Origin of the sequence: Methylophilus sp. 3sh_L, assembly GCF_046766015.1 — a bacterium.
Taxonomy (GTDB): domain Bacteria; phylum Pseudomonadota; class Gammaproteobacteria; order Burkholderiales; family Methylophilaceae; genus Methylophilus.
In genome coordinates this window covers 55,716-82,001 of sequence record NZ_JBKOUF010000002.1, presented here as the reverse complement: position 1 = coordinate 82,001, position 26,286 = coordinate 55,716, and the positions used below count along the sequence as shown (strand labels likewise).

The 26,286-nt window shown below is 52.4% G+C and carries 28 protein-coding genes; 12 read left to right on the top strand and 16 right to left on the bottom strand.

Annotated features, from left to right (window positions below):
- The first annotated feature begins 26 nt into the window (after positions 1 to 26).
- From ACIDF8_RS06090 to ACIDF8_RS06050, 9 genes are all read left to right on the top strand, one after another.
- A complete protein-coding gene (locus tag ACIDF8_RS06090) occupies positions 27 to 3,488 on the top strand; it encodes a response regulator (protein WP_412009729.1) in 3,462 nt (1,153 codons plus the stop codon).
- Positions 3,489 to 3,490: 2 nt separating this feature from the next.
- Positions 3,491 to 4,318 (top strand): CheR family methyltransferase, encoded by an 828-nt coding sequence (locus ACIDF8_RS06085; RefSeq protein ID WP_412009728.1) that lies wholly within the window; start codon positions 3,491 to 3,493, stop codon positions 4,316 to 4,318.
- The gene (locus tag ACIDF8_RS06080) at positions 4,315 to 4,926 is read left to right on the top strand and encodes a chemotaxis protein CheB (protein ID WP_412009727.1); all 612 of its coding nucleotides are present in this window, start codon (positions 4,315 to 4,317) and stop codon (positions 4,924 to 4,926) included. Before ACIDF8_RS06085 ends, ACIDF8_RS06080 begins: the two co-directional genes overlap by 4 nt.
- Positions 4,913 to 6,115, top strand: coding sequence for a hybrid sensor histidine kinase/response regulator (locus ACIDF8_RS06075; protein ID WP_412009726.1), 1,203 nt, complete (start codon positions 4,913 to 4,915; stop codon positions 6,113 to 6,115). The genes ACIDF8_RS06080 and ACIDF8_RS06075 overlap by 14 nt, the downstream gene beginning before the upstream one ends.
- Entirely contained in the window at positions 6,112 to 6,462 is a 351-nt protein-coding gene (locus tag ACIDF8_RS06070) for a response regulator (RefSeq protein ID WP_412009725.1), read from the top strand. Before ACIDF8_RS06075 ends, ACIDF8_RS06070 begins: the two co-directional genes overlap by 4 nt.
- Positions 6,459 to 7,091: a hypothetical protein gene (locus tag ACIDF8_RS06065; protein WP_412009724.1), complete on the top strand. Its 633-nt coding sequence runs from the start codon at positions 6,459 to 6,461 to the stop codon at positions 7,089 to 7,091. The genes ACIDF8_RS06070 and ACIDF8_RS06065 overlap by 4 nt, the downstream gene beginning before the upstream one ends.
- A gap of 86 nt (positions 7,092 to 7,177) precedes the next feature.
- Positions 7,178 to 7,804, top strand: a complete 627-nt coding sequence (locus ACIDF8_RS06060; RefSeq protein ID WP_412009723.1) for a LexA family protein — start codon at positions 7,178 to 7,180, stop codon at positions 7,802 to 7,804.
- Positions 7,805 to 8,008: 204 nt separating this feature from the next.
- Positions 8,009 to 8,629, top strand: coding sequence for a LexA family protein (locus ACIDF8_RS06055; RefSeq protein ID WP_412009722.1), 621 nt, complete (start codon positions 8,009 to 8,011; stop codon positions 8,627 to 8,629).
- 2 nt (positions 8,630 to 8,631) lie between these two features.
- Positions 8,632 to 9,513, top strand: coding sequence for an alpha/beta fold hydrolase (locus ACIDF8_RS06050; protein WP_412009721.1), 882 nt, complete (start codon positions 8,632 to 8,634; stop codon positions 9,511 to 9,513).
- Positions 9,514 to 9,684: 171 nt separating this feature from the next.
- On the opposite strand, the gene pqqA is transcribed toward ACIDF8_RS06050, so the two are convergent.
- Complete coding sequence (gene pqqA / locus ACIDF8_RS06045; protein WP_081624291.1) at positions 9,685 to 9,756, bottom strand: pyrroloquinoline quinone precursor peptide PqqA; 72 nt, start codon at positions 9,754 to 9,756, stop codon at positions 9,685 to 9,687.
- Positions 9,757 to 9,888: 132 nt separating this feature from the next.
- Between pqqA and ACIDF8_RS06040 the strand changes: the two genes are divergently transcribed.
- Positions 9,889 to 11,238, top strand: a complete 1,350-nt coding sequence (locus tag ACIDF8_RS06040; protein ID WP_412009720.1) for a Y-family DNA polymerase — start codon at positions 9,889 to 9,891, stop codon at positions 11,236 to 11,238.
- Between the two features lie 102 nt (positions 11,239 to 11,340).
- On the opposite strand, the gene ACIDF8_RS06035 is transcribed toward ACIDF8_RS06040, so the two are convergent.
- Entirely contained in the window at positions 11,341 to 11,979 is a 639-nt protein-coding gene (locus tag ACIDF8_RS06035; RefSeq protein ID WP_412009719.1) for a response regulator, read from the bottom strand.
- Complete coding sequence (locus ACIDF8_RS06030) at positions 11,976 to 13,355, bottom strand: ATP-binding protein (RefSeq protein ID WP_412009718.1); 1,380 nt, start codon at positions 13,353 to 13,355, stop codon at positions 11,976 to 11,978. Before ACIDF8_RS06030 ends, ACIDF8_RS06035 begins: the two co-directional genes overlap by 4 nt.
- Before the next feature lie 430 nt (positions 13,356 to 13,785).
- On the opposite strand from ACIDF8_RS06030, the gene ACIDF8_RS06025 reads away from it, so the two are divergent.
- Positions 13,786 to 14,604, top strand: coding sequence for a hypothetical protein (locus ACIDF8_RS06025; protein WP_412009717.1), 819 nt, complete (start codon positions 13,786 to 13,788; stop codon positions 14,602 to 14,604).
- Positions 14,605 to 14,697: 93 nt separating this feature from the next.
- Positions 14,698 to 15,630: a hypothetical protein gene (locus ACIDF8_RS06020; protein ID WP_412009716.1), complete on the top strand. Its 933-nt coding sequence runs from the start codon at positions 14,698 to 14,700 to the stop codon at positions 15,628 to 15,630.
- An 85-nt stretch (positions 15,631 to 15,715) separates the two neighbouring features.
- Here ACIDF8_RS06020 and ACIDF8_RS06015 read toward each other — a convergent pair whose 3' ends face one another.
- The 13 genes from ACIDF8_RS06015 to moxG form a co-directional block, all read right to left on the bottom strand.
- Positions 15,716 to 16,672 carry a beta-propeller fold lactonase family protein gene (locus ACIDF8_RS06015; protein ID WP_412009715.1) on the bottom strand — a complete coding sequence of 319 codons (957 nt, stop codon included), beginning with the start codon at positions 16,670 to 16,672 and terminating at the stop codon, positions 15,716 to 15,718.
- A 179-nt stretch (positions 16,673 to 16,851) separates the two neighbouring features.
- Positions 16,852 to 17,820, bottom strand: coding sequence for a beta-propeller fold lactonase family protein (locus ACIDF8_RS06010; RefSeq protein WP_412009714.1), 969 nt, complete (start codon positions 17,818 to 17,820; stop codon positions 16,852 to 16,854).
- 85 nt (positions 17,821 to 17,905) lie between these two features.
- Entirely contained in the window at positions 17,906 to 18,340 is a 435-nt protein-coding gene (locus tag ACIDF8_RS06005; protein WP_412009713.1) for a thioredoxin family protein, read from the bottom strand.
- Positions 18,341 to 18,364: 24 nt separating this feature from the next.
- Positions 18,365 to 18,796 carry a hypothetical protein gene (locus ACIDF8_RS06000; protein ID WP_412009712.1) on the bottom strand — a complete coding sequence of 144 codons (432 nt, stop codon included), beginning with the start codon at positions 18,794 to 18,796 and terminating at the stop codon, positions 18,365 to 18,367.
- 40 nt (positions 18,797 to 18,836) lie between these two features.
- Complete coding sequence (locus ACIDF8_RS05995; protein WP_412009711.1) at positions 18,837 to 19,433, bottom strand: SRPBCC family protein; 597 nt, start codon at positions 19,431 to 19,433, stop codon at positions 18,837 to 18,839.
- Positions 19,434 to 19,439: 6 nt separating this feature from the next.
- Entirely contained in the window at positions 19,440 to 20,504 is a 1,065-nt protein-coding gene (locus ACIDF8_RS05990) for a vWA domain-containing protein (protein ID WP_412009710.1), read from the bottom strand.
- The gene (locus ACIDF8_RS05985) at positions 20,504 to 21,121 is read right to left on the bottom strand and encodes a hypothetical protein (RefSeq protein WP_412009709.1); all 618 of its coding nucleotides are present in this window, start codon (positions 21,119 to 21,121) and stop codon (positions 20,504 to 20,506) included. Before ACIDF8_RS05985 ends, ACIDF8_RS05990 begins: the two co-directional genes overlap by 1 nt.
- Positions 21,118 to 22,149 (bottom strand): vWA domain-containing protein, encoded by a 1,032-nt coding sequence (locus ACIDF8_RS05980; protein WP_412009708.1) that lies wholly within the window; start codon positions 22,147 to 22,149, stop codon positions 21,118 to 21,120. The genes ACIDF8_RS05985 and ACIDF8_RS05980 overlap by 4 nt, the downstream gene beginning before the upstream one ends.
- Positions 22,150 to 22,151: 2 nt before the next feature.
- Positions 22,152 to 23,111: a hypothetical protein gene (locus tag ACIDF8_RS05975; RefSeq protein WP_412009707.1), complete on the bottom strand. Its 960-nt coding sequence runs from the start codon at positions 23,109 to 23,111 to the stop codon at positions 22,152 to 22,154.
- A complete protein-coding gene (locus tag ACIDF8_RS05970; protein WP_412009706.1) occupies positions 23,108 to 24,076 on the bottom strand; it encodes a DUF58 domain-containing protein in 969 nt (322 codons plus the stop codon). Before ACIDF8_RS05970 ends, ACIDF8_RS05975 begins: the two co-directional genes overlap by 4 nt.
- A gap of 59 nt (positions 24,077 to 24,135) precedes the next feature.
- A complete protein-coding gene (locus tag ACIDF8_RS05965; RefSeq protein ID WP_412009705.1) occupies positions 24,136 to 25,155 on the bottom strand; it encodes an AAA family ATPase in 1,020 nt (339 codons plus the stop codon).
- Between the two features lie 129 nt (positions 25,156 to 25,284).
- The gene (locus tag ACIDF8_RS05960; RefSeq protein ID WP_194747393.1) at positions 25,285 to 25,560 is read right to left on the bottom strand and encodes a methanol dehydrogenase [cytochrome c] subunit; all 276 of its coding nucleotides are present in this window, start codon (positions 25,558 to 25,560) and stop codon (positions 25,285 to 25,287) included.
- Positions 25,561 to 25,643: 83 nt separating this feature from the next.
- Positions 25,644 to 26,270: a cytochrome c(L), periplasmic gene (gene moxG, locus ACIDF8_RS05955; protein ID WP_412009704.1), complete on the bottom strand. Its 627-nt coding sequence runs from the start codon at positions 26,268 to 26,270 to the stop codon at positions 25,644 to 25,646.
- Positions 26,271 to 26,286 lie beyond the last annotated feature (16 nt).

Sequence of the window (26,286 nt, the reverse complement as noted above, 5' to 3'; positions counted from 1 at the left end):
ATAAACAGATCTCTTATCAAATCCCAATGACAAACCAACAAGCAGTTGATCAAATCGGCTTCAGAAGAGTCCTCGTTCGAAACATCATTTTTCCACTTGCCTTAAGCGCAATCAGTGCCGTGATTTTTGTGTTTATGATCTACAACCTGCTGGGCGCCTTAAACTGGGTTGAGCATACACAGAAAGTCATCGCAAAAATTAATCAGACAGCCAAACTGTCAGCTGACATGGAATCTGGTATTCGAGGCTTTCTGCTCACCGGAGAGGATGCATTTTTGTCGCCTTACCAGATCGCGCAACCACTGGTGCAATCCGAGCTGGATAGTTTGACCGCTCTGGTGAAAGACAATATTTACCAAGTTGACCGTCTACGTCGATTAAAAAGCCAGATCACGCAATGGGATCTCTATGCGCAAGACATGATCAGGCTGCGGCGGAATCATCAGGATTACCTGTCAATCGTCAAGTCACAACGGGGCAAGATGCAGTTTGATGAACTGCGAAAAGAATTAAGCCTGGCCCTGGAATCAGAACAAAAACTGTTACAGGAACGTAATGAAAAAGCCATCAATATCACGACATTCAGCGTGACAGTATTTTTGATTACCAGCTTATTAGTGGGCCTCATTTTAGCTGCCTTAGGCCGCAAGGACCTGACTAGCCTCTCTAACATTTATACCAGTATCCTGAAGAAGCAGGATGACCATGCCGAGTACCTCACACAACAGGCCTGGATAAGGGAGGCACAGGCAACCATTGTGCAGCGTGGATTAGGCCAGCTGGCCCTGCCTGAGCTTGGCACGTCGGCATTGACACTGCTTTCTGAATATATTCCGATTAAGGTGGGCGCCATTTACGAGCATATGGAAGATGGCTCACTGATCCGCTACGCCAGTTATGGGCTGGGCAACCAGGACACTCAGTTACCAGACAAACTCAATCATCATGAAGGGCTGGTGGGGCAAGCGGCTGTCAGCGGAAAAATCATTCACTTGGCAGATTTACCTGAAACCTATCTGAAAGTGAACTCGGCGCTAGGCTCGGCGACACCCCGCGAAATTGCGATTGTGCCGCTGAAAAGTGATGGCCGTGTCAACTCGGTGATGGAGTTGGGCTTTATGGAAGTCATACAACCCAAAGAAATGGCTTTTCTGGAACTGATTGCTGACAACCTCGGCTCTGCCATCCATGCCACCATTGCCAAACAGAAAATTCAAAGCGCCTATGCTGAGGTGCAGCAACTCAATGAAGAACTGCAAGTGCAGCAAGAGGAGCTGAAAACCGCTAATGAGGAACTTGAAGAGCAGTCGACTATTCTGGAAGAGTCCCACTCAACCCTGGAAAATCAGAAAGCCGAACTGGAACAAACCAATGAACAACTGGCTAACCAGGCATTATTGATTGACCAGAGAAATGCCGCTTTACTCGAAGTGCAACGCGCATTGGAACAGAAAGCCCAAGAACTGCAAAAGTCCAGCCAGTACAAATCCGAATTCCTTGCAAACATGTCTCATGAGCTTAGAACGCCGCTGAACAGCTCACTCATCTTATCCAAACTGCTGGCGGACAATAGCGACGGCAATTTGACTGAAGAACAGGTCACCTTTGCAGAAACGATTTATGCCGCGGGCAACGATTTGCTGAATCTGATCAATGACATTCTCGACATTTCTAAAGTGGAGGCAGGCAAGCTGGAACTGAACTTGCAGCCTGTGGCGATCAAAAGCGTTGCGGACAGCCTGAAACTGGCGTTTGAAGCGCTCGCAAAAGAAAAACAACTCGCATTCAAGATCACGCTGGCGGAGACCGCGCCTCATAGCCTGGTCACCGACAAGTTCCGGTTAGAGCAGATTCTGAAAAATCTGCTCTCGAATGCCTTTAAATTCACACAGCAAGGCGGCATCACGCTCACCATCGCCCAAAACACCGCTGGTCTGGTCACCTTCGCTGTGCAGGATACGGGCATTGGCATTGCGCCAGAACAGCATGACACTATTTTTGAAGCCTTTCAGCAGGCCGACGGCTCTATCAGCCGCAAATACGGCGGGACTGGCTTAGGCTTATCGATTTCGCGCGACCTGGCCAGATTACTCGGTGGCGAACTGACACTGGAGAGCGTGCCTGGTGCGGGAAGCACCTTTACGCTGACCTGTCCGGCTGAGATCAGTCACCCTGTGGACACGACCATCATTGAGCCCGTTGCCACGCCCAAGGCGGTGCCGGCTGCTAAATCGTCCTCGTTGCCTGAAGAGATACTGGTAGCACCGGCCTTCCCTGATGACCGTGAAAACCTTCAACATGCCAACAGAATTGTATTGGTGATTGAAGATGACGCCACTTTTGCCAAGATCCTGTATGACATCGCTCATGAAATGCAATATAGCTGCCTGGTGGCACATAGTGCGGCACAAGGGCTGCGACTCGCCAGGGAGTTTAAGCCGCAGGCCATCTTACTGGACATCCGCTTACCTGATGCCTCGGGTCTTTCTGTCCTACAACAGCTGAAAGAAGAGCCGGATACACGGCATATCCCCGTGCATGCGGTCTCTGCTGCCAACCATCAGGATGCCGCGTTGCAGCTTGGCGCAATCGGGTATGCCACCAAGCCAAAAACACGCGAAGAGCTCAAAGAGGTTTTCTTTAAGCTGGAAGAAAAATATACGCAACAGATCAAGCGAGTATTGCTGGTCGAAGACGATGCCAGGCAGCGTGAAAGCGTGATCCAGCTCATTGCAGACGATGACATAGAAATCGTTGCTGTTGAGCTGGGTGAGGAGGCGTTGCAACAGCTACACCGCCAAGTGTTCGATTGCATGATTATCGACCTGAAGCTGCCGGACATGAAAGGCAATACGCTATTAGAACGTATGTCTGCGGAAAATATCCTTTCCTTCCCGCCAGTGATTGTCTACACCGGGCGTAACCTCACCCGCGAAGAAGAAATGGAGTTACGCAAGTATTCCCACTCCATTATTATCAAGGGCGCCCGATCCCCAGAACGCTTGCTGGATGAGGTGACACTGTTTTTGCACAAAGTAGAGTCACAACTTTCTGCTGAACATCAGTCCATGCTAAAAACCATCAGGAACCGTGACCGCATTTTCGAAGGCCGTAAAATCTTGCTGGTCGATGACGATGTACGCAATATTTTTGCCTTGACCAAGGTCCTGGAACACAAAGGCCTAAAGGTAGATATCGCCCGTAACGGCCGCGAAGCGCTAGACAAATTACAGCAACTTGAGGATGTTGATTTGGTGCTGATGGATATCATGATGCCTGAAATGGATGGCTATGAGGCGATGCGTGAAATCAGGAAGCGGCCTGAGTTCAATCGATTGCCAATCATTGCCCTCACCGCCAAAGCCATGAAAGATGACCAGGAGCTATGCATGAATGCCGGGGCAAGTGACTATCTGGCGAAACCGGTGGATATTGACCGGCTGCAATCCTTGTTGCGTATCTGGATGCCTAACCTGGAGCGCCTGTAAGTATGGAGTTGCCATTGCCCGAGGAAGATGCAGAAATCACACAACTGATTAATGCCATCTACCTCAAATACAATTACGATTTCAGGAACTACTCAAAAGCTTCGCAAAAAAGAAGAATTGAGCAGGCCATAAGCCAGCTGAAATGCAAAAGTATGGCCGACTTGCAATCCAAGGTCCTCCAAGACTCTGCCCTGTTCATGCAGCTATTGCAATACCTGACGATTCCCGTCAGCGAGATGTTCAGGGACCCGAGTTATTTTCGGTCAATCCGGGAGCATGTGGCGCCCATCCTTAGCACCTACCCTTCCCTGAAAATCTGGGTGGCAGGATGCAGTACGGGCGAAGAGGCTTACTCATTAGCCATTCTGCTCAAAGAAGAAGGGTTGCTTGAACGTAGCCTGATATACGCGACTGACATTAACCCTGTCTCTCTCGAAAAGGCCAAAAAAGGCGTTTTTGCCTTAGAAAAAATGCCGCAATACACAGAAAACTATCTGGCTGCAGGCGGCAAGGGCCAGTTAGAGGATTATTACACCGGCGCCTATGGCGGAGCCCTGTTTGATAAAACGCTGGCAGAAAAAATCACTTTCTCCGACCATAGCCTCGCGACGGATACAGTGTTTTCAGAAACACACTTCGTTTCTTGCAGGAACGTCGTGATTTACTTTAATAAAACCCTGCAAAACAGGGCCTATGGTTTGTTTCACGAATCCCTCTGCCGTCGAGGATTTTTGGGGCTGGGTCACAAAGAAAGCCTGGATTTTTCTGCTTTTTCAGGTCAGTTTGAAGCCATTGTAAAAAAGGATAAGCTGTTCAGGAAACGTGAATGACTGCATTGGGCCCCTTAGACGAACGATTACGCCGTATCCGTGCGATTGCTGTCGGTGCTTCGGCAGGTGGCATTGAAGCCATGATGCAGTTATTTGCCACCTTGCCTGCTGAATACCCACTGCCGTTGATTTGTGTGCTGCATATGCCTGACCATCATGGCAGCCAGTTGACAGAAGTGTTGCAGAAATGGACCAGAATGAAAGTGCAAGATGCGGAAGATAAAGCCCCGATCATGGCTGGCCGGATTTATTTTGCACCGGCAGGCTACCACTTATTGATAGAGGAAGGCCCGATGTTTGCATTGAGCTGTGAGAAACCAGTCAACTACTCAAGACCCTCTATTGATTTGATGATGGAAACGGCTGCGGATGCCTATGGTGAGGAGCTGCTAGGCATACTATTAACAGGGGCAAATCAGGATGGTGCCCGCGGAATGAAAACAATAAAGGATCATGGTGGAATGACAGTTGTCCAGGCGCCTGAAGAGGCAAAAACAAGGGTAATGCCCATGGCTGCAATTCAATTACAGTCTCCTGATCTGGTTCAGGGACTGGCAGAAATCAAAACGTTATTGCTGCACCTGGGAGGGCTGCATGCAAGTCATTAATCCACCCATCAAACTCCTGATTGTGGACGACCTGACGGAAAATCTCACGGCGCTGGATGCTATTTTACGGGCACCGGACAGGCTGATATTACAGGCAAAATCTGGACTGGATGCGTTGGAACTTCTCCTTTCAAATGACTTTGCCCTCGCCATCATTGATGTCGAAATGCCAGAGATGAATGGATTTCAACTGGCCGAATTAATGCGTGGAACAGAAAAGACACGACATATTCCGATTGTATTTGTCACTGCGGCGGGCAACGAATTGAATTATGCCTTCAAAGGCTATGGTGCCGGCGCGGTTGATTTCCTTTACAAACCGCTGGATATTAACGCGGTCAAAAGCAAGGCCAATGTCTTTGTTGAACTATATCGCCACCGCATCGCCTTCGAACAGCAGGTGGTGGCCCTGGAAGCCAGCCGCAGGGAGCAGGATTTTTTGCTGGCGCAGCTTCAAAACACGCAGGAAGAACTTGAACACTCCTTAAAAATGCGTGAAGAGTTCATGTCGCTGGTAGCACATGAGATGCGCACACCCCTCAACACCCTTTTTCTGGAATTACAGGTGCGGCAGGTACAACTGGCTAAAGACAACCTGACGGCATTTACGCCTGAAAAACTCCATACCATGCTGGGGCGTGGTGAACGTCAGTTGAAGAGCATGCTCCGCCTGATTGAAGATATGCTGGATGTGTCCAGAATACAAAATGGCAAGCTTTCCATCAGGCCGGCCAAAACCCATCTGTCTGCCCTGATCTCGCGTATTGCTGAAGACCTGACCCCCTTGGCCGGAGAGTCTGGGACAACATTCAAGCTGGATATTGAAGCAAATGTCTACGGTTACTGGGACGAGTTTCGTATCGAACAGATCATCATCAACTTAATGACCAATGCTATCCGTTATGGGTGCGGGAAGCCGGTGCGTGTTCTTATGAAGCAAGAAAACGATGAAGCCATTATTTCAGTGACGGATCAAGGGATTGGCATTGCCCAGCATGAGCAAGACAAGATATTCGAAGCGTTTGAACGTGGCACTGGCAGTGAAGTCAAAGCAGGACTGGGACTGGGTCTCTATATTTCAAAAAAACTGGCTGAAGCACACGCAGGGCAATTGAGTGTGATCAGCCAGAAAAATCTTGGCAGTACATTTACGTTGCGGCTGCCAATCAACAGCGAAGTGCCTGCATGAAAATACTGATCGTTGAAGATGATGCTGATGCCCGTGAATTACTCAGCGACTTGCTGGAAATGCATGCGCATGAAGTGGCCGCTGCCGGTGAGTCCGGGCAAGCATTGGATCTACTCACGGCATCAGGGTTTGAGCTACTCATCACTGACGTCAGCCTGCCCGGACGCTCTGGCATTGATCTGGCGGCACAGGCAAAATCACTTTTCCCTTCACTCCAGGTGATCGTCTGCTCAGGCTATGGCGAGCAACAAGCTGCGTTACCTTTTCCAATTGAGTGGATCCAAAAACCGATTGAAATGGATACCTTGCTGAACACCATCACACGTTTATCCGGAAAAACGCAATGAATCACATAGACTCGGCCAACTTTCAATTGCTTAAAATGGAAGTGCACAGGCGGGTCGTACCCGGCTTGCGGCACAACATGCTGGGTAAACTACAGCCCATCGCGCTATTGTCGCAAATCCTCAGCAAAAAACTGGACATCGGCAACGTTGATCTGGACTACATCAAAACACAAACCGATGAAATCAAGCTGAATGCGAAACTGCTGACAACAGCCACGCAGAACCTCTTTTCCTGGATGGAGGATGAGCAACTTCAGCTCCCGGCGGAGGTGCTGGTCAAAGAGTGCCTAGAGCTACTTAAAATGGAGTGTTACAGCAAGCATTTACAAGTAAGCAACCACGTCACCTCCAGTCATCTGCTATCCGCTCAACTTGCCCGGGTAGTAGTGTGCACTGTGATGATTGTCCTTGCAGACAAAACCTGTGAAGACAAATCTCTGGATATCAGCATGACGGATGAAACCTTGCAGTTCACATGGAATCAGGCATGCGAAGCCGCCGACTCCAGTCATCCTGGCAGACTGGCAAACTGGGACTGGATACATGACTTTGACGGCGCACAATGTCAGATCTCCATGATTAAATACGGCATGCGTGTACATTTCCCAGCATCAAGCAATGAGATGTGAAGCAATTAATCACTTGCCCTATCCATCTTAACAGCAGAACCGCGTTCGACCAGCCCTAACTATTGATTATTTGTTACAATAAATCAATGGAACACTTTACCCAAAAAACAAAAGGCGGCAAACGCCCTGGAGCCGGCCGCAAACCAGGCTCCACGACATGTCTGGAAAAAACCGTGGTCATTCGCATTCCTGCGAGCCAGAAATCCTTGGTTAGCCAATGGGTGGCTGCATATGCCAAACAGAGAAAAAGTCTGCAGTTAACAGAAAACCTTGATCCAGTCACTATTTTTAACGAGCCAGCGGATAATGTGCAGCCGGTCAGCCTGCCGCTGTTCCAATCTAAAGTACCCGCAGGCTTTCCCTCGCCTGCCGATGACCATATCGAGCGGCGGCTGGACCCTAACCAATACCTGATTGATCAGGCAGACACTACGTTTTTTGTCACCATACAAGGCGAATCCATGATTGAAGCCGGTTTGATGCCAGGCGACAAAGCGGTGGTAGATAAAGACAAACAGGCCGTCATGGGGGACATTGTGCTGGCGATGATAGATGGCGAATTCACCATCAAAACTCTGTCCAGGCAAAAAGATGGCAGCCCGCAGCTGTTGCCTGCCAATAGCACCGGTAAATACAGCCCTATCCTGATTATGGAAGGCATGCAGTTTGAAATCTGGGGCGTCGTGATTGGTTCATTCAGGCGTTTTAGATAACACGAGAGAATCAGCGACTCCCGCAACAGGGTCAACACTCCCCTAAACACCGCGCCCATTCCCCCTCTGTATACTCTTCTTAGTCTGGTGGTACGGGCATTTTCCGCTCGCAGTATTTCTAGTTTTCCCTCCCTGTTTCATGCTGCTTAAAAAAAATCTTGATTATTGTTACAACAAAACTTGATTGCTGTTACAATAATCCCCATGAATGACGAACACAACAATCATGGCGGCAAACGGGCGGGCTCTGGCCGCAAGACCGGCACCGGCACCTACCGGGAAGAAACCTCTGTGATGCGCGTGCCCAATAGCCAGAAGCCAGTGATTAGCGACTTTCTGGAGGCCTATGCAAAAAAGCAGCGCCTGGCCGAGCTTAAAGACAATCTCGACAGTATTGAGGAATTCACCCAGTTATCTGCCGAGCTTGAGTCTATGAGTTTGCCGCTGTTTGAGTCCAAAGTACCTGCCGGATTACCGTCGCCAGCAGATGATCATGTCGATGCACGCATGGACCCAAACACCTACCTGATCAACAAAGCCGACAAGACCTTCTTTGTCACGATTCAAGGCGAATCCATGATAGAGGTCGGGCTGATGCCTGGGGATAAAGCCATCATTGAAAAAGACAAGGTACCCGCTGTAGGCGATATTGTCCTGGCCATGATTGATGGCGAGTTTACGGTCAAAACCCTGGCCAAACAAAAAGATGGCATGCCAAAGCTGCTGCCAGCCAACACATCAGGAAGATACGCCCCCATCCTGATCACGCAACAAATGCAGTTCAAAATCTGGGGCGTAGTGACAGGTTCTTTTAGAAAGTTTTAATCATGGCACGTCAAAATACACCTTCTACACACTGGACCGATGGCGTCTGCAGAGCAAATGGCATCAATATTCACTACCTGCGCACGGGTGGCAGCAACAAACCGACCATCATTGCCTTGCACGGCCTGGCCGGCAACGGCGTATGCTGGTCGCCGATTGCCCGTGCGCTGGAACAACACTACGACATCATCATGCCGGATGCCAGAGGCCATGGGCAGTCTAGCGCGCCTTTGCATGGCTACACTTACCAGGACCATGCCAATGATGTGATTGAGTTGATCCGCACGCTGGGCATCAAGTCGCCTTACCTGCTCGGCCACTCCATGGGCGGGATGACTGCCGCCATGGTGGCGAGTAGATTAGGCCTGGCGGTGAGCGGTGTCATTCTGGCTGATCCAACGTTTATCAGCGCTGAGCGGCAAGCAGAGGTCTATCAAAGCCAAGTGGTTGCAGAGCATCACCAGATGTTGCAATCCAGCAAAGAAGCTCTATTTAAAGCGGCCAAGAGCCAACACCGTTTTCGTGCCGCGGCCATTATTGAGCACCTGATAGAAGCGCGATTGCAAACCAGCCTCCAGGCTTTCGATGTCCTGATTCCACCGAACCCAGAATTTGATGAGCTGATCCGCAATATTTATGTGCCCACGCTCATGGTGCTGGGCAGCGAAGGCATCGTATCAGCGCAAACGGCACGTGCGTTACATCGCATTAATCCAGACCTGCAATACAAAGTGATTCAGGATGCAGGGCATGGCCTGCCTTACGATGAGCCCGCCCGTTTGGCCGCAGCGATCCATGCGTTCTTGAAACCAAAAACCATGGCTACCCCCCGCATCAAGCCCGCCAGCCTGTTCTCTATGCATGCGGTTTCATACGCTTATTAATCCACACCAGGGCGAAATAGTCACTGCGCGCAATGGTCACCGGGGGTTAACCATTGCAGCCGAAAATGAGAACAGCGCCGCCCTTGCCAATTGGCTGGGCGCATCACACCGTGGGGATAACAAAAAACCCGGCACTAGGAGACCGGGTCTTTTGTCCGTACGCGGGAACAATTATTTGTTCATTACGTACATGGTCACTTCAAAACCGAAACGCATTTCAGTCGCAGCTGGTTTAGTCCACATGATTGATCTCCTTGTTGTTGTCCCGGGCCGACCCCATGTCTGCCCGTGTGAAAATATTATCGGCCCGGATCGCAAAAAAGGCGCTATTGCCGATCATGAACAAGGTTTAGGGAATTTCATGAAACACACCTCATGCCTATGAATAGCCTGCATTCCGCCGACACTCTTCATACAGGGGTGACCCACAGCGCAAGCGCCCACCCTCGCGCCATTGCGCTGATTGATGTAAATAACTTTTATGTGAGCTGCGAGCGGGTGTTTAACCCCAAACTATGGCAACGGCCGGTAGTGGTGTTAAGCAATAATGACGGCTGCGTAGTCTCGCGCAGCGCAGAGGCCAAAGCACTGGGCATTGCCATGGGCGCGCCCTGGTTCCAGATTAGCAAGCAGGCGGAAAAAGTTGGCGTGATCGCGTTTTCATCCAACTATGCCTTGTATGCGGACATGAGCAATCGCGTCATGTCGATTTTGCGCCAGTTCAGTCCGGCCCAGGAGATTTACTCCATTGATGAATGCTTTTTGGAGTTGACCGGATTTGCGCGCCGCGATTTGACGGCTTATGCCCAAACCCTGCGGCAAACCATCCTGCGTGGGACGGGCTTGCCAGTGTGTGTCGGCATAGGGGCCAGCAAAACACTGGCTAAGCTTGCCAATCATTGGGCCAAGCATACGCCTGCCATGCAAGGCGTATGCAACTTCACTGCCCTGCCTAATGCAGCGGTAGATGCCTGCCTTGCCCAAATTGCGGTCGAAGAAGTCTGGGGCGTCGGCCGCCGACTGGCCGCCAGCCTGCATGCGCCCGCACTCGCGATCCATACCGCCTACGACCTCAAATACAGTCATGCCGAAACCATGCGTAGGCGCTTTAGCGTGGTGATGGAAAAAACCATCCGCGAGCTCAATGGCACCGTGTGCCTGGAACTCGAAGAAGTGCGCGGGTCGCAGCAACAGATTTTGAGCACGCGCAGCTTTGGCCAGCCGGTCGGTGATCTTGCTGGCCTCACCGAAGCGCTCACCTTGTACACGACGCGCGCTGCAGAAAAGTTACGCAGAAAGCAATTGTTTGCGGGCAGTGTGTATGTGTATATCCGTACCAGTCCCTTCCGCGAAGACCGTGCCTTTTACAGCAATGCCCTGACCGTGCCGTTGCCGGTGGCCACAAACGATACGCGGCAACTGGTGAAAGCGGCCTTGTGGGCGCTCAGGCGGATTTACCAGCCCGGCCACGAGTATGCCAAAGCCGGGGTGTCGCTGGGCGAGCTGGTGCCAGCGCAGGCAATACAGCAAGACTTGTTTCACCAAAGCACACAAGCCGACAAATCTTCGCGGCTGATGCTGGCAATGGATGCCATTAACCGAAAAATGGGTAGAGCCACACTGCGGCTGGCAAGTGAAGGCAGGCAACAACCCTGGCAAATGAAGCAAACGCGCAAGAGCCCAGGCTATACGACCAACTGGAAAGACCTGCTGTGTGTGGATTGAGAAGACGGCCTAAAGCGGCTTGACTAAGACGGATCTAAGCAAGGGCCGATTTAAGCAAGGACGGAATTAAGCAAAGAGCAATCGAAGAAAAAACTTAACGAGTTAGCTTGCATCAATCAGCCCATGCTTCATGGCCAGCCTGACCATTTCTACCGGGCTGTTCACAGACAGCTTCTGCTTAATCAAGGTGTAGTAATTGGCCACGGTTTTCTGGCTGATTTTTAGCATGTCAGCCACCTCATCCGCCCGTTTGCCCTCGGCCAGCAGCCGGAACACCTCAAACTCTCGTGACGTCAGCTGTTGGAGCGGATTACTGTCGCCCACCAGGGTTTGCAACGCGACTTTCTGCGCCACATCCTGACTTAAAAACGTGCGCCCCTTGGACACATCCAGCACCGCTTGCACCAGGTCTTCAGCCACGCCGGTTTTGGTCACATAGCCTTTGACGCCGGTTTTGAGCGCCTGCGCGGCAAACGAGACGGCTTCATGCATAGAGAAAATAACGATCCTGGCTTGCGGATAGCGCTGCAAAATACGCTTGGCAGCCTCAAGCCCACCCATGCCAGGCATGGAGATATCCATCAGCATCACGTCAGGCAGCACTTCACCATACACCTGATAAGCCTGTTCGCCGGTATCCGCCTCGGCGATAATTTCTATCGACTTGTGGCTTTCAAGCAGACGCCTTAACCCTGATCGCACCACTGTGTGATCATCTACCAACACCACCTTGACTGTCATACCGCTGCTTCCTGAAATGCTTCTGTCATCTGAAAATGAATTTCTATACGCGTCCCCTGACCGGGCGCCGTCTGAATATGCATGCGCCCCATCAAGCCCTCTACCCGCTCTTGCATGCCGGCCAAGCCGTAACCGCGCGTTTGCAACTGCGGGTCAAAGCCGCGTCCGTCATCCTCCACCATCAGGTAAAGGCCGTTGTCGGTCTCCCTCACCTCAATCGTCACCCGCGTCGCTGCCGCATGCTTACTGATATTGGTCAAACACTCCTGCAAAATGCGGTACACCGTCACCGACAACGCCTCGTCCGGCTGCGACAAATGGTTAGAAATCTGATTCACCACCATAATGCCGCGATTGCGGTCGCGCCAGTGATGGATCAACTCCGCCAGTGCCAGGCTCAACCCCAATTCATCCAGCACACGCGGACGCAAGCGCGACAAAATATCCTGTATCGTCACCATCATTTGCCGCGTGATCTGCGCAATCGCCTGCGCACTCTCGCGCGCTGAGCTCAGCTTTTTGGCCGCCACCAGCGCACTCGCATCCACATGCACCGCGGTCAGATACTGGCCAATCTCATCATGCAAATCGCGCGCAAGTTTTTTACGCTCTTCTTCCTGCAAATGAATAATCTGCTGGGTCAAACGATGGTTGTTGCGGATGCTTTGTTCAAGCGTGCTCGCCATACTGTTGAACTTGTCACTAATCTCGCTCAACTCCACCTGCTGAAATCCCGGCAACCGGCTCTGGTATTCACCGCGCTCAATCTGGTTCAAGCCATGAATAATCTGCTTAACCGGCTTAAACGTCGCCCGCACCGTCCAATACACAAACAGCAGCACACTCAAGCCAAACAAACTCACAATCGCAAGCAAGCCAGACGTATCATCCCAAATCTCGCGCAACTCAAAACTAGGGTCCGGCGTAATCACCAACTCGCCAATAAAGCGGCCATTTAAAATAATATTTTTGCGCTTGGGCTCATTCAGCACACTAGAAATATCCAGCAACTTCACAAACCATTTGGGGGGATCTTCCCCGCTATGCGTCAGCCGCGTACTGCGGTTAGATTCGCGCAAGCGGCCATTGTTATCGTAAAAATCCACCTTCAAATGGCGGATATTCTTCAACTCCTCCAGCCGGAAGATCTGAATCCCCTCTTGCTGGTTATGCTGCAACCAGCCAAAGTCCGTCATGTAATGGGCAATCTCCGCATCCAGCAAATGCATCACCAGATTACTCGTCGACTGCACCTCCGCCAGCACATCTTCACGCGCGTTTTTAACCACCGACACCGCCCACGTCAGCAGCAACCCAAGCAACAACAGGGTAATAATCAGATTGAGTTTGAATTGAAGGCTGAGAGATTTCATCATGCTAGGGGGATTTTAAAGAGTATTCACCAAAAACATTCGGGAATTTTTCCCTATTCATTCATACAGCAAGAAATTATGAAAGTGTGCGGTCACATGGTCGATTGTAACGCCTCACACAAAATCTGCCAGTTCACCACAAAGACCCATTGTACGGATTGCTTCTTACTCAAGCCAAGCTCGAAGGCCTGGAACTGTTCTCGGCAGAATCGGCTTTTGATGGAAATGCCATTAAAAGGTATGGTTTGTTGTGTAGAGCTGATAGAAGTTGACGCAGTTAAGGTTGTATTTTAGGATGGTCTAAAATTAACAACAGCTTGAAAATGTTAAATAAAAGCCTTAAATCTTCAATTAAAAAAGCATCACTGACGGAAAGTTTTGCGTCATTTAGGATGCCTACCATACGTTATGCATCTTGATGGAAATATATTAAATGTCCGCAGAAAAACCAGAGAGCGCAAAATTTCCTGACCTTCCTTCAGCAAAGGACTTTTGCCTCAGCGTGCCGCTTTACGAGCAGTTTGAATACGCCACCGAGAAGAATAATCCATTTTTTGCGCTAGAGCAGTTTGACGGAACTTTGGATTTTCATTGTCCTGAGTGCGGGCAACACAGCGTTTTTACAGTGCAAAAAAACAACTACTCCACAAAATCGCACTACACCAATTACATCTTCAGCCTGGCGTTTAACTGCTCACGAAAAAAATCGCATCAAGCACTTTTTGTATTTAGGGCACATGAAGGAATTCTTCAGAAAATTGGACAGATACCATCTCTTGCCGAACTCGCCTTACCCGATTTTCGCAAGTATCGCCAAGTGCTTGGACAAGAAGGGTTCAAAGAGTTGACTCGTGCAATTGGTTTAACCACGCATGGAGTTGGTGTCGGTGCCTTTGTCTACCTCCGTCGCATTTTTGAATCGCTTATTGAAGGCGCTCACGTGGCAGCGTCGAAGGACGCAGGCTGGGACGATGACACTTATAGTCGGGCACGTATGGACGAAAAGATTAGCCTCCTCAAATATCACTTACCAGAATTTTTAGTTCAAAACCGGAGCCTCTATAGCATTCTGAGTGTTGGCGTTCATACTCTTTCAGAGGCAGATTGTCTGGCTGCATTCCCAGCAGTACGCCTTGCAATTGAGCTGATTCTCGACGATCTTCTTGAGCAGAAAGAAAGGCAGGAAAAGCTCAAGTCGGCAGCAAAATCACTAGAGGCTCTTAAAGCGTCAGGTGGGCGGGCAGATGCATAACCTTACGCTCAAGCGTGAGGCCGCAAAAGCGCGGCGCCCCTTAGCTTCACATTATGTGTCTTGTAATCTTCACCGATAGCCAAGGACAAAGTTATGGAACAAGAAGAAGGGCAACTCGGCTATATCAAATATTCGGGCGAGCTAGTTAGGGATGGATATCTCGATGCTCGCAAGTCTGCCCAAGCACTTTTAGGGGTGGATGAAGCAGTTCGGTTCTTCGTGTTTCAACAAGCCCCAGAGCTAAGAACCACAGATTTTGAATTTCCTGTAAAGGTTAAAAAGGGTTCTTGGGAAATTGTCATTGGCGGAATACTTCTTGCGTACGGCGTAAAAGCAGCTCAGAAGATGGCCGAGAACGATTTTAAGGACATCGGCCTTAAAGACGTATTCAAAAAGGCTCTACATGCTATCCAATGGATGATTCGTATCGGAAAGCACATGGGTGACTTAACCATAAAAAAATTCGAAAACGTTAAATTTAAAGACAACAATGCATTGATCGGAATTAGGAACTCGCAGGGCGAGTTCCTATATGTACCTAAAGAATTTTTAGAGTTTTACGCTTCGGCGAGCCCCACTCTTCTGAAGAAAATAACCGAGGTTGTAGAAGAAGAGCGGTCGCTATCTGTTGGCATTTATGACGGTAACACTGTAGTTGAAGAAACCATTACCCGCAGGTACCGCCAAATATTTACTAACGAGGTAGAAGAGCCAGGAGAAGTCCTCTTCCCTGAGCTTGAACATGGACAGACCGTGATTCTTGAGGGAGAGCTAACTCGCGGCAACGAAATGTCGAACACCGTTGGTATTGGTTACCAAGGACATATTCTCACCGGAGTCCCTGAGGTGGGAAGCATTGTTCGGTTCAAGCCCAGCCTCTTTCTGCGTTGCAAAGTTTATGGCCGAGTAAGTAGGGAAGATGAAAAGGGGCGTTTGGATGCTCGTCGACCACGAATCATCTTCACCAGAATTGAGCCCCTCGAGAGCGACGATGACAATCACCAGTTATTTAGAGAAAACACATAACCCGGCAGCCAGGTAGCGTGGGCAACGAGCTGCCCACCTTACAGAATGTTAATGGGCACTGAGAAGCAACATTAATCTATCAACCCTAATGAATCACCACCCCCCAAGGTAAATTCCCCACTGCAATATCCTTAAGCTTGGCATTGGTTTGAGTATCAATCACCGAGACGTTATTGCTACGTCCATTGGCGACATAGAGTTTTTTACCATCCGGTGTCAGTGCCATATTCCAGGGGCGTTGGCCGACGGGGATGGTGGCGATGACTTCGCGGGTAGCGGTATCGATCACGCTGAGGTTGTGATCGCCGCCATTGCTGACATAAATACGGCTGCCATCGGCATTGACCTTGACTCCATTCGAGCGCAGGCCGACCTTGATATTGGCTTGCACTTTCCAGTCGGCGGTGGAGACAATCTCTAGCAAGCTGGCGGCTTCATTTGCTACATAAGCCCATTTGCCATCGGGGCTAAAACCGACGCCGCGCGGGTGTTTGGTGGATGCGATCAGGTGTTCGGATTTGAGCGTGTTGAGGTTAATCACATCCACGTTGTTACTCTCTTCATTGCTGGCGAGCAGCCATTGCTGGTCGGGTGAAAACACGCAATGCTCGGGGTTTTTGCCCTGGGTTTTGATGGTGTGTTTGAGCTTGTTGGTTTGCAGGTCTACCAGCGAGACCGCGTTTTCTTCTTCCAGGCAGGCGGCCAGCAACTTGCCGTCTGGTGAAATATCAATGCCTTCGGGTTCGTCGCCGACTTTGATCAAGGCGGTTTGTTTGCCGAGCTGGGTGTCTACCACCGAGACGGCGTTTTTATCGCGCACGACGACGTAGAGTTTTTGGTTGCTGGGGTGGATAGCGGCGGCCTGCACTTTTTTGCCGAGCCTGCCTTTTTTAGGCAAGGTATTGATGACTTGGTCGGTGCTGGTATCAATCACCGAGACGGTGCCGTCTTTTTCGTTAGGGACATAAGCGAGCGGCTGGGCGCTCAGGGTGAGGCTGGCAAGCAGGCCTGCAATGAGGGTCAACAATCGAGCGTATTGCATAGAGCATCCTTAAAAAAAGTCGGCCAGTTGCTGCAACAACTGGCCAGAACATGGAGATATACTTTATGCAAATCAATTAAATTTGAAATTTAAATGACCATTGCATATTAAGCACTTAAAATCCTTGGCAATAGCGTCATGCTTCCCGATTTAACCGGGATAAACTCCCGACGCTATACTCATTCGCCAGCCTCAAACACAAACCCGCCAAAGGCACGTGGCTGTGATCCAACCTTGACCTGCCGCGGTGAATCCAGCCGTTGCCCGTCAATGACGGCTATGACATTTTCCATCCAACTGGTGACCACCAGCTGTTGTTGCTGGCGGTCAAAGGCAATGCCTTCGGGCGTGCCGGGGACGCGGATTTTAGCCAGCGGCTGCTGGCTCGCGAGGTCGATCACGCTAACGCTATCTTCGCCGGTGTTGGTGACAAACAAGCGCTGCCCTTGCGGGTCTGTGGTGACGCAGTAAGGATGTCTACCAACAGCGAGCGTAGCCGCAACGCGCTGGTCACGCGTGTCTACCACGCTGACCGAGTTAGAGTACACATTCACCACATACAACTGCTTGCCATTGGGGCTCAACCCCAAACCAAACGGGTGCTGGCCTACTTTAATTCTGCCCAGCTGCTTATTCGTGCGGGTATCCACCACACTCACATCGTTACTGTCACGATTCGCCACATAGAGCGTCTGGCCATCGCGACTCAATTGCAAGCCGCCAGGTGCCTGCCCCACTTCTATGCTCGCCAGCACTTGCCCGCGCACGGGCTCAACCACCAGCAAACGATTGTGATACCAGTCAGCCACATACAGGCGGTCGCCCGCTTGATTAATCGCCAGCCCCACTGGGGCAATCGGCAGCGAGAGTGTCTGTACCACTTGCTGATGCGTGATATCAATCACCGAAATAGAGCGGCCATCGACATTGCTCACATACACTTTTTTCTGTTGGGGATGGATGGCAACGCCCACCGGCGACTGCCCCACCGGGATGGTTTTGATCACCTGCAGTTGGCGCAGGTCGACCACCGACACCGTGTGTTCACCCTGATTAGTGATATACGCAACATCCGCCGCCTGTACGCCCAGCGCAAAGCAAAGGCTGAGCATGGTCCATAGCGTTTTTAGCGGCAGATGCCTGCGCACACCCATCGTCCTCATACAGGCGTTACGATAGCGCGATGCGTGCTTTAAGCATTGAGACCGGTTCCCGCAAATTGGCAGGAATTTTTCATGATGCTTGCTGGGAGGCTTGTTGGGAGAAATGTTCATTGATGGCGCGCATATCCAGCGCTTGCCACATTTGCAGGTGGTGCTGCAGCTCATGCGCCTGCATGGCGCCCCTGACCATATCAATGATGACGCGATCACGCACCGCCATGAGTGCTGGCACTTGTGTCACCTGGAAATTGGCGACCAGATCGGTGGCGACATCAACATCGGCTACCGCAAACGCGACTTGTGGATGCTGGGCGGCAACCGCTGCCAGGACGGGGGCAAAGTGCTGGCAAGGCTCACACCATTCGGCCGTGAACAGTACCACGGCGAGCGGATGCACCTGCACCCACGCATTGAATTGCGCCTGGCTTGCCAGTGTCTGCACCACGGCAGAGGTTTGGGTAGATGCCAGATTGGATTGCGGATCTGAAGGGTTGGTTGTTTGCATACGAGACTCCTAGGGATGCACCTGCTATGGCAGGCGTTTTATGGTGCTAAGTGTCCAGTGCTGCGGACCGGCGATACTTTGTGAGCACCCCAACTCCTGGCTGGGGTGTTCGGCAGTGAGTTGATGACGGGTATGGTCTGCGGTCTGCACCTGCATAAACCAGCGGTCTACCCACACCTCCAGCCCAGCCGGGGCAGCGGTTTTGCCGCTGTCAGTCAGCGCCAGCGTGACCAACCTACCGCCATGGGCCAGGCACAAAGAATCATCCGTCTCTTCGAGCATCACCCATGCCGCTTCACTGCTGGCAGCGCCCTCTTCCGCACTGGCGGGTAGGCTGGCCGCCGCCAGTAAACCCGCGGTTGCCAACCATGCCCAGGCGGTCGAGGCAAGCTGTGCCGCGACAGAGCCAGTGAAACAGGAAGACTTGCCTAAGAATAAGTGTTTATTCACAGTCATAAGCGATTGCCGCGGTTGATGCATCATCAATGCGCTAAGCTCAAGCGCACAGGCTGGAGCCTAGGCGTTTAAAAAAGGGGCGCAAGTTGGCGCAGATTTTTTGGCGCCAGCCCTGGTTGTTTGCCGCTGCATTCTGGCGGCCTTCTTTCAAACCTTGCAAACCAGCTTTCACAAAGGCATCTACCGCATTTTTGGCGGATTCATCATCCTGGCCTGCGGGGGGTTCATTGCCTGTAAAGGCACGGTAATAACGGGCACTCCAGGTCACTTTGGCGTTGCTGCCGTCAGCAGCGACTTTGATTTTGCCGTTCAAGGAACTCACCGGCAGCGCTTCCAAGTCAATATCGCCAAACAGACGATAAGACACGGTCATGTCGGCCGCAGACACTTCGTCGATTTCTTGCATCAACTGCTTGCCGTTTTTCAGGGTCAGTTTTTGCTGGGTATCATTCACCGGCTCGCAAGCCGTGACTTGCGGATGCCATTGCGCCAGGCTGCAAGGGCTACTGACACGTTTCCACACCGCCTCAGCCGAGGCATTCACCTGGATGGATTCATCCGTTTTTTGCGGTGTAGGCCCGTGCGCCCAGGCTTGCACACTTAATAACATCATCATTCCGCATAAAGACCACTTCATAACACACTACTCCTTCTTGAAAAATCGTTGAAACATCCGCTGCATGCCGAGCAACCAGGGGCTATCGGCAAACGTGAGCCAGATAAATATCAGCCACAATAGGCAGGCAGGCAGCGCCAGCCAGGGCCGCAAATCGGTGTTGGCCCAGCGCCAGGCCGTCATGCCCAGCCCGGTCGCCCAGTCGCCAGCTTGCGAAACGCTATTGAGTCGGGCGTAATGCAAGCCGGTCTCGGCAGCGAGCCGCTGCAGATTTTTTTCATCTAGCGCAGATAAATGAGCATTGCTTAATAGTTCGTTACCCGGCCCATGCCCGGCATTACGGTCATGCTGGCCTTGCTCCATGGCCAGCACCGATAACGTGGCCGCCATGCCAAAATTGCCATAGCGCTGCACCTCTTCTTGCTCCCAGTAGCCCGCCACTGCGTTTTTTTCATCCAGTTTGGGGATTTTGCTTGGTGTAGGTTTGCCCATGCCCACTAGATAGCCTTGCACCTCGCCCGGTTTGCCTGCGAATTTGGGCAGGTATTGCGGATTGGCCGGCGGCGCTTGCTGGCCATCGGTAAAAAACAGCAGGCGCATCTGTTTGCCTAACAACGGCGCCTGTTCCAGCGCGTTATACAGGCCATGTGCAATAAACGAATCCGCCGCCCACGCCATGCGCCAATCCATGCTGGCCACGGCATGGTCCAGCGCGGCAAAGTGGCTGCACACCTCCACCGGCTTCACCACATTGACTGTATTGCGCTCGGTAAACATGCCTAGCGCCACACGTGAACCACACGGCAGCACAGACAAGGTTTTGCGTATGCTTTGCTTGGCCATCTCCAGGCGGCTGACGCTTTTCCCATTCAGCTGATAGTCAGTCACATTCATGCTTTGTGTGATATCCACCACAAAGTACCAGTCATACACACGGTTGGGTAAGGTCAGTTGCGGGTGAAAAAGCGTGAGTGTGAGCAACAGCGCCAGCAGCCACAGGCAGCGCTTGCGCCAGACCAGCCCGCGCGGTGCCAGCGAGTTTTCAGGGCTACCAAATACCCATGCCCTGAGTTGTTTAAACCCTGCCATCATCAGGGCATGCCTCTCGGGTTACCTGGCATGGCAGGCCAGCCACTGGGTTGCTCTTCGGCTTTAATCTGCTCGTCTTCGTACTGTTGCGGTCCATTCATGCCGTGGGTGGTCGGCGCCAGCCTCAGGGCGAGATGGTAGTTGTATTTCACCTCGGACCAGTCTGGCTCAATGCGCAACGCTTTCTGGTAACTCTCTTTGGCCAGGGCCACCAGTGGCCCCGCCTCATCCCAGGCAGGCAGGCCACGTTGTTCGAGCAAGCGGATCGCGGTGCGCAAATACACATTACCCGAATTGAAATAGGCCTGTTTACGCAAAGGCTGGTCGTCGGTGGTGCTGGCAATGACGGCAGCATATTGCGCCAAGGCCTGGTCAGATTTGAGTTGATCGTCATAAAAAACTGCATTGGCAAACAAGGCCTGCGGCGTCTGGTTGGCACCGAGCAAACGGTCCTTGATCAGCACATGCGGCTGCAGGCTATGCCTGTAAACAGTGGATTGATAGAGCGTGATGCCCTGACGCGCCAGCATCACCAGTGATAGCAGCACCAACAGCGCTGCCCACAGGCCACCGCGGCGCAAATGATTGATCCATTGTCTTTTTGTGTTGGGATAACTCATGTTTGCCACCGTGTTAACTCCAGTTGTAGCATCGCGATTAATAGCAAGGCTGCCAGCCAGGCCAGGCCATAGGCGTATTGGCTCAAGTCTTGCCGTGCAATCGGTTCCAGATAACGGGTTGGTTTGTTTTTAAGCTTGGCAATATCGCGCACAGCCGCCATCACCGCCTGCGGATTCTCTGCCTCATACACGTGATAAGGCACATTCAGTGTCTGGAAATAGTCATGCAAAGCCACCTCGGGATAGGCGTCAATATTCTCGCCTTCGGCCAGGCTTTGCTTGAGGGTGACGCCGTTTTCAGAGCGCAGGTAAATCCAGTACAAGGATGCCTGTTGCCGCATAAACATGGCTCGCAGCATGTCCTGGGTTTTGCCATCTAGGTGCGCGCCGCCATCCGAGACCAACACAATGGCACGCGCGCCGGTCACCGGCTGGTCGGCAAAATAATCCAGCGCCATACCGAGCCCCCGCGCCACCGCCGTGAAACCCATGCCACCAGCTTCAGTCGCGTCGAGCGCGGCTTGCACAAACGCACGGTCATTGCCTAAAGGCGCTGCCAGAATTGGGGAGGTACTAAAGGTCACCATGCCCATCAGGTCTTCATGGCCTTGCTTGACCAATGACTTCAACACCTCACGCGCCACCTGCATTTTTGGTTGCCGCGCCTGGGCATCGCCTTTGTTCACAAACGGCTCGTTCATGCTGGCGCTGCGGTCCAGCACAATCATCACATGGGCGCCGCGGCCGATCTTTTCGATCGACTGCGATTTAAGGAACGGGCCACTCAGGGCAATGACCAGTGCCAGCAGCAAAGTACTTAAACTAATTTTCCAGCTACGCTCCAACCATACAGAAAGCGGATCTATGGGCAAGCCTTGCAAGGCCGGATGCTTGAAATGCCGTTGACCACGCAGACACCAGGGCAATACGGTCAATGGCAGCAGTAGTAATGGCCATAACTGTGTGAGCCCCCAGGTCTCGCCCCAGCCTGACGCGTTAATCAGGGATTGCTCCCAGGCCTGCCACATGCTTAAGCCACCTCCAGTTGACTCAAGTCTCTGGCTAACTGGGTCAGCAAGGGGATAGAAGCAGTGACCGGCCGCCCGGCAAAAAATGCCTGCTGCACATCAGCGTAAAAGGTCTGTAAGGCTGGCGCATGGGCCTGTAGTCTGGGTTGCTGCTGCATCAACTGCGGCAGATTTTCAGCGGTCACTGCCTGCCCGGCAAATTGATCCATGGCCCGCACCAGCAAGCGCATGGCCTGCAAACTATCCGTAGCGTCATCCCCTTTGAGTTTGCGGATCTGGCGCCAGGCCTGACGGAAAGGCATGTGTTTTTCCTGCGGCAAGCTGATCCAGCCAGCTACCCAAGCCAGGTAAAGCAGCGCCAATGCCAGCACGCTGGCCCAACCCGCCAGTGCCCACAGTTGTGGCGCTAAAGGCCAACTGGGCATGGGCGCATCCGGGTAAAGCTTGACGTGCTCGGCATCAATCCTGGCGGGCAGCAAGCTAGACACAATGACCTTGTCTGCTGGCACATCAACAGTCAGGCGTTGCTGGGCGCAACTGGACTGCTCGCAGGTAAACTCAAGATGCAGTTTTTTTAAGGGCAGGATTTTGACCGTGTCACCGGCGACAAAAATTTGCCAGTCTATCTGCAGGTTAATCACGCGCTCATTCGCCAGGTCCTCATGTTGCCAATGGGCATCGCGCAGCTCTATGGCCTCATTTTGTGCCGGGGCAGGCAAACTGGCCGGATCCAGCACAAAACCGCGTGGCACATGAATTTTGAGATGCTGGGTTGCGATGCTGCCCAGGGTGTAATCCGCTTCACGGGTGGCGCTTTCTACACGGATGCTGGCGCTCGGTGTCGCTGGCTTACTTTCTGCATACGCCAGCATGCTGGCAGTCAGCAGATGCATGGCAAAAAATGTGGCTAGCCAGCGTGCCAAGCACCGCGCGGATTGGCGATTGTTAAGTATGAATGTCATGCCATGGTCTCCATCAAGTGCCGGCTCACGTCTTCTGCTCGCCAATCCGGCGGCAGCCACAAAGGCAACCTCGCCCCGGCTTTGATCAGCGCCTGATTAAGGGACTGTTTTTGCTGCGCGGCATCGGCAGTAATCTGCGCGCGCAACTTGCGCCGCAATAGCCAGCTACGCTCCTGGCCGGTTTCCATATCGCGTAATCGCGCCCAGCCAAACGCAGGCAAACCCTCAAAAGCTGAGGCATCCCGCAATACCACCGGCATCACATCATGTGGCTGTGCGGCACGCATGGTGGCTTGCAATAATGCCGCAGGCCAGAAAAAATCAGAGATGAGGAATACCAGCGCACGCCGGGAACCGATAGCCTCAATCGCCGCAGGGAGTGCGCTGGCGGTATGGCCCTGATCAGCGCCTTGACTGCTTGCCTGCTGCCAATAGCCATTAAGCAGGCCATGCACCTGCTGCGCGGTGCCAGGCTGAAAACTGGGCAAGCGTTGCAGATCTGCAGGCAAATGGTCACTGGCGGCGTGCATACCAAAGCCATCACCCTGGCGCGTTACTGACCACGCGAGCGACGCGACAAAACGGGTTAGGCGCTGCTGCAAGTCTTGGGCAGAAGGGCCCTGAAAAAATAAGGAGCTGGAAACATCCACAATGGCATAGACATGAATAGCCGCACGTTCCAGATAAGTCCTGACCAGCCATTGCTGCGGCTGCGTGCGTACACTGGCGCGAATATCAATCCGTTTGGGATCTGGGCAAGCCAGTAAAGAAGCATAGCCAGCGAAGTCAGTGCCGTTGCCATGATGCTTGGTGAGTGTGGCGCCCGCGTGATAGCTGTGTGCCCGCCAGGGCACCGGATAAAAGAACTGGCGCGGTTCGAAAGTGGTTGGTTCAGCGGCAACGGTGGACGGCGGCACGTGCCCTTGCCCTGCCTGTTGCACCATGGACTGACTTGACACTACCATGATTGACTCACACCCATCCACACACCGGTCGCGATCATTGCTTGAACCTGCCGCACCGCTTAGGGTGCAGAGACTTTATCCAGCACCGCTTGCAACAACTGCGGAGCAATCCGCTCATGCTGCAAGGCGTAGGCGCCGCTCAAAAACACGCGGTGCGTCACCACATACGGCCAGACGGCGCGGATATCATCCGGGGTGAGATAGTCGCGCCCCTCCAGCCAGGCACGCGTACGCGCACTGCGCATCAACATGGCCATGCCGCGTGGGCTAGCGCCCCCGGCCAGCAAGCGGCTCATATCCACCTCGGGCAGGCTGATGCCTGCTGCCAATGGGTCTTTTAGCACCCGCCAGAGTTCTACCGCATATTCCTGTAAGGCCAGCTCGGCACGCACAGTGTTTTGCACCTGTGCAGCCAACGCATTTAGCTGATCGTAGGGTGTGAGGCCGGAGGGCAACTGGCCGACCAGTGCATCGACATCATAAAAGCGGGTATCAAACATCAGTGCCCGTTGCAGCTCACGTGCATCCGGCGCCTTCACCGAAATTTCCATCAGGAAACGGTCACGGGCCGCTGCCGGGATCTCGAATGTCTCTTCACGCTCCAGCCGGTTACGGTCGGCAAATACGGTCAGGTGCGGAAAATGATATTCACGGTTAAACGCATTGACCGAGCGCTCAGCCATCAGGCGCAGAAACAAGGCATGGGCTTGTGGTCGCGCACGGTTGATTTCGTTGAAAAAAAACACCGAAAGCGCGTCTTCATGCTGCAACAGGGGGCCGGGTTTCACCGCTGCCTGCCCCTGCTCGTTGATATAGGCATGGTACAAAAAGTCACTCGGCATGAGGTCAATCGCACCCTCAATGCGCTGATAGCCACCGCCCAGCAATTGTGCTGCCGCGCGTAACAGCGTGGTTTTACCGACGCCAACGTCGCCTTCGAGCAGCACATGGCCACGTGAAAAAATGGCAATGGTGAGCGCCCTGACTTGCTCAGGCATGCCAACCACCACACTGTTTAATGCTTGTTCAAACGCCAGCGCACCGTCACGCCACGCGGCCAAATCCATTTGTTTTTCCATACACCATCCATGATTCAGAATGAAACAGGCCACTATCGACTGCACGCAATCGACACCGGGTTGCCACATACACAGGAGGTGAAAACTGACACCGGAAACGATGTCAGCTTCCTAGGGGGGAATTTAAGATTACTTCACGTCAAATACGAAGTTGCCGCTGGATTTGGCGTTTGCAATGCGTTTTGCATTACGTGCATCCATGGCCTTGATGGCTTCCTCTTGCTTGTTAAGCTCTACCGGATCATGTTTCGGGTCGTATTTGGAACCCGCAATTTTTTCCGGATAGCCGGGTTTGGCTTCCCAGCAGTTACCTGGCTCTTTACAATTTTGACCATCGTAAGCCAGAGCCTGATTGGACACTGCCAACACACCAGCCACGGCCAGTAATGTCATTACGTGTTTCATCACTTTTCTCCTTAATCACAAATTAGCTGGTGTCTATTTTTCAATTATCAGAGGGCCACCAGCCTCACCCTCTGCTAAGCCGGTTAACTGTGAGGCGTTGCCGCGCCACCGTTTTTAAGGTTTTCTTCCTCCTGGTGACGGATCCAGGCAATGATATGAATAATCTCATCCACTTGCAGGCGGCCCTGTTGCGGCCCCATCATGCCGTTCGCCCCGCCATAAATGGTTTCAAAGATGCCTTTGTCGGTTTGATTTTTAGGATAGGTCCAGTATTCATCTGCCAGCGCAGGCCCTAACTTGCCTTCAGCCAGGTGGCCATGACAACCAGAACAGGCGGTAGAGAAAATCGTATAGCCTTTTTTGATCGCTTCAGGATCAGACCGGTAAGGGTTTTCACCGGTGGCTAAAAAATGCTTGGCCTCAGGCGTAAAGGTCTCACCGTCCATCGGTGCGATCTCCAGCACATCTCCCGAAATCGTGCCACGGAACTCCAATGGCGGACCATCTTTCAACGCCACATGCACGGCAGTGGCTGGGGTGGCAGGCGCCTCAGCTTTCGCCTCAGCTTTCGCCGCAGAAGGACTCGCAGCAGACTCGTCTTTGGCACAGGCCACCGTCAGGAAAGCAGCCATGACCAAGCCTGTCAGACCCAAAGCCATGGTCAGTGGTTGACGCAGGCGGCGTAAATGCGGTTGTTGAGATTCTTTCAATTCAAACTCCAAAACT

Excerpts from the sequence above, each read along its gene's own strand:
- ACIDF8_RS06090 (WP_412009729.1), top strand. The coding sequence starts at position 27 with ATGACAAACCAACAAGCAGTTGATCAAATCGGCTTCAGAAGAGTCCTC.
- ACIDF8_RS06085 (WP_412009728.1), top strand. The coding sequence starts at position 3,491 with ATGGAGTTGCCATTGCCCGAGGAAGATGCAGAAATCACACAACTGATT.
- ACIDF8_RS06080 (WP_412009727.1), top strand. The coding sequence starts at position 4,315 with ATGACTGCATTGGGCCCCTTAGACGAACGATTACGCCGTATCCGTGCG.
- ACIDF8_RS06075 (WP_412009726.1), top strand. The coding sequence starts at position 4,913 with ATGCAAGTCATTAATCCACCCATCAAACTCCTGATTGTGGACGACCTG.
- ACIDF8_RS06070 (WP_412009725.1), top strand. The coding sequence starts at position 6,112 with ATGAAAATACTGATCGTTGAAGATGATGCTGATGCCCGTGAATTACTC.
- ACIDF8_RS06065 (WP_412009724.1), top strand. The coding sequence starts at position 6,459 with ATGAATCACATAGACTCGGCCAACTTTCAATTGCTTAAAATGGAAGTG.
- ACIDF8_RS06060 (WP_412009723.1), top strand. The coding sequence starts at position 7,178 with ATGGAACACTTTACCCAAAAAACAAAAGGCGGCAAACGCCCTGGAGCC.
- ACIDF8_RS06055 (WP_412009722.1), top strand. The coding sequence starts at position 8,009 with ATGAATGACGAACACAACAATCATGGCGGCAAACGGGCGGGCTCTGGC.
- ACIDF8_RS06050 (WP_412009721.1), top strand. The coding sequence starts at position 8,632 with ATGGCACGTCAAAATACACCTTCTACACACTGGACCGATGGCGTCTGC.
- ACIDF8_RS06040 (WP_412009720.1), top strand. The coding sequence starts at position 9,889 with ATGCCTATGAATAGCCTGCATTCCGCCGACACTCTTCATACAGGGGTG.
- ACIDF8_RS06035 (WP_412009719.1), bottom strand. The coding sequence starts at position 11,979 with ATGACAGTCAAGGTGGTGTTGGTAGATGATCACACAGTGGTGCGATCA.
- ACIDF8_RS06030 (WP_412009718.1), bottom strand. The coding sequence starts at position 13,355 with ATGATGAAATCTCTCAGCCTTCAATTCAAACTCAATCTGATTATTACC.
- ACIDF8_RS06025 (WP_412009717.1), top strand. The coding sequence starts at position 13,786 with ATGTCCGCAGAAAAACCAGAGAGCGCAAAATTTCCTGACCTTCCTTCA.
- ACIDF8_RS06020 (WP_412009716.1), top strand. The coding sequence starts at position 14,698 with ATGGAACAAGAAGAAGGGCAACTCGGCTATATCAAATATTCGGGCGAG.
- ACIDF8_RS06015 (WP_412009715.1), bottom strand. The coding sequence starts at position 16,672 with ATGCAATACGCTCGATTGTTGACCCTCATTGCAGGCCTGCTTGCCAGC.
- ACIDF8_RS06005 (WP_412009713.1), bottom strand. The coding sequence starts at position 18,340 with ATGCAAACAACCAACCCTTCAGATCCGCAATCCAATCTGGCATCTACC.
- ACIDF8_RS06000 (WP_412009712.1), bottom strand. The coding sequence starts at position 18,796 with ATGACTGTGAATAAACACTTATTCTTAGGCAAGTCTTCCTGTTTCACT.
- ACIDF8_RS05995 (WP_412009711.1), bottom strand. The coding sequence starts at position 19,433 with ATGAAGTGGTCTTTATGCGGAATGATGATGTTATTAAGTGTGCAAGCC.
- ACIDF8_RS05990 (WP_412009710.1), bottom strand. The coding sequence starts at position 20,504 with ATGATGGCAGGGTTTAAACAACTCAGGGCATGGGTATTTGGTAGCCCT.
- ACIDF8_RS05985 (WP_412009709.1), bottom strand. The coding sequence starts at position 21,121 with ATGAGTTATCCCAACACAAAAAGACAATGGATCAATCATTTGCGCCGC.
- ACIDF8_RS05980 (WP_412009708.1), bottom strand. The coding sequence starts at position 22,149 with ATGTGGCAGGCCTGGGAGCAATCCCTGATTAACGCGTCAGGCTGGGGC.
- ACIDF8_RS05975 (WP_412009707.1), bottom strand. The coding sequence starts at position 23,111 with ATGACATTCATACTTAACAATCGCCAATCCGCGCGGTGCTTGGCACGC.
- ACIDF8_RS05970 (WP_412009706.1), bottom strand. The coding sequence starts at position 24,076 with ATGGTAGTGTCAAGTCAGTCCATGGTGCAACAGGCAGGGCAAGGGCAC.
- ACIDF8_RS05965 (WP_412009705.1), bottom strand. The coding sequence starts at position 25,155 with ATGGAAAAACAAATGGATTTGGCCGCGTGGCGTGACGGTGCGCTGGCG.
- ACIDF8_RS05960 (WP_194747393.1), bottom strand. The coding sequence starts at position 25,560 with ATGAAACACGTAATGACATTACTGGCCGTGGCTGGTGTGTTGGCAGTG.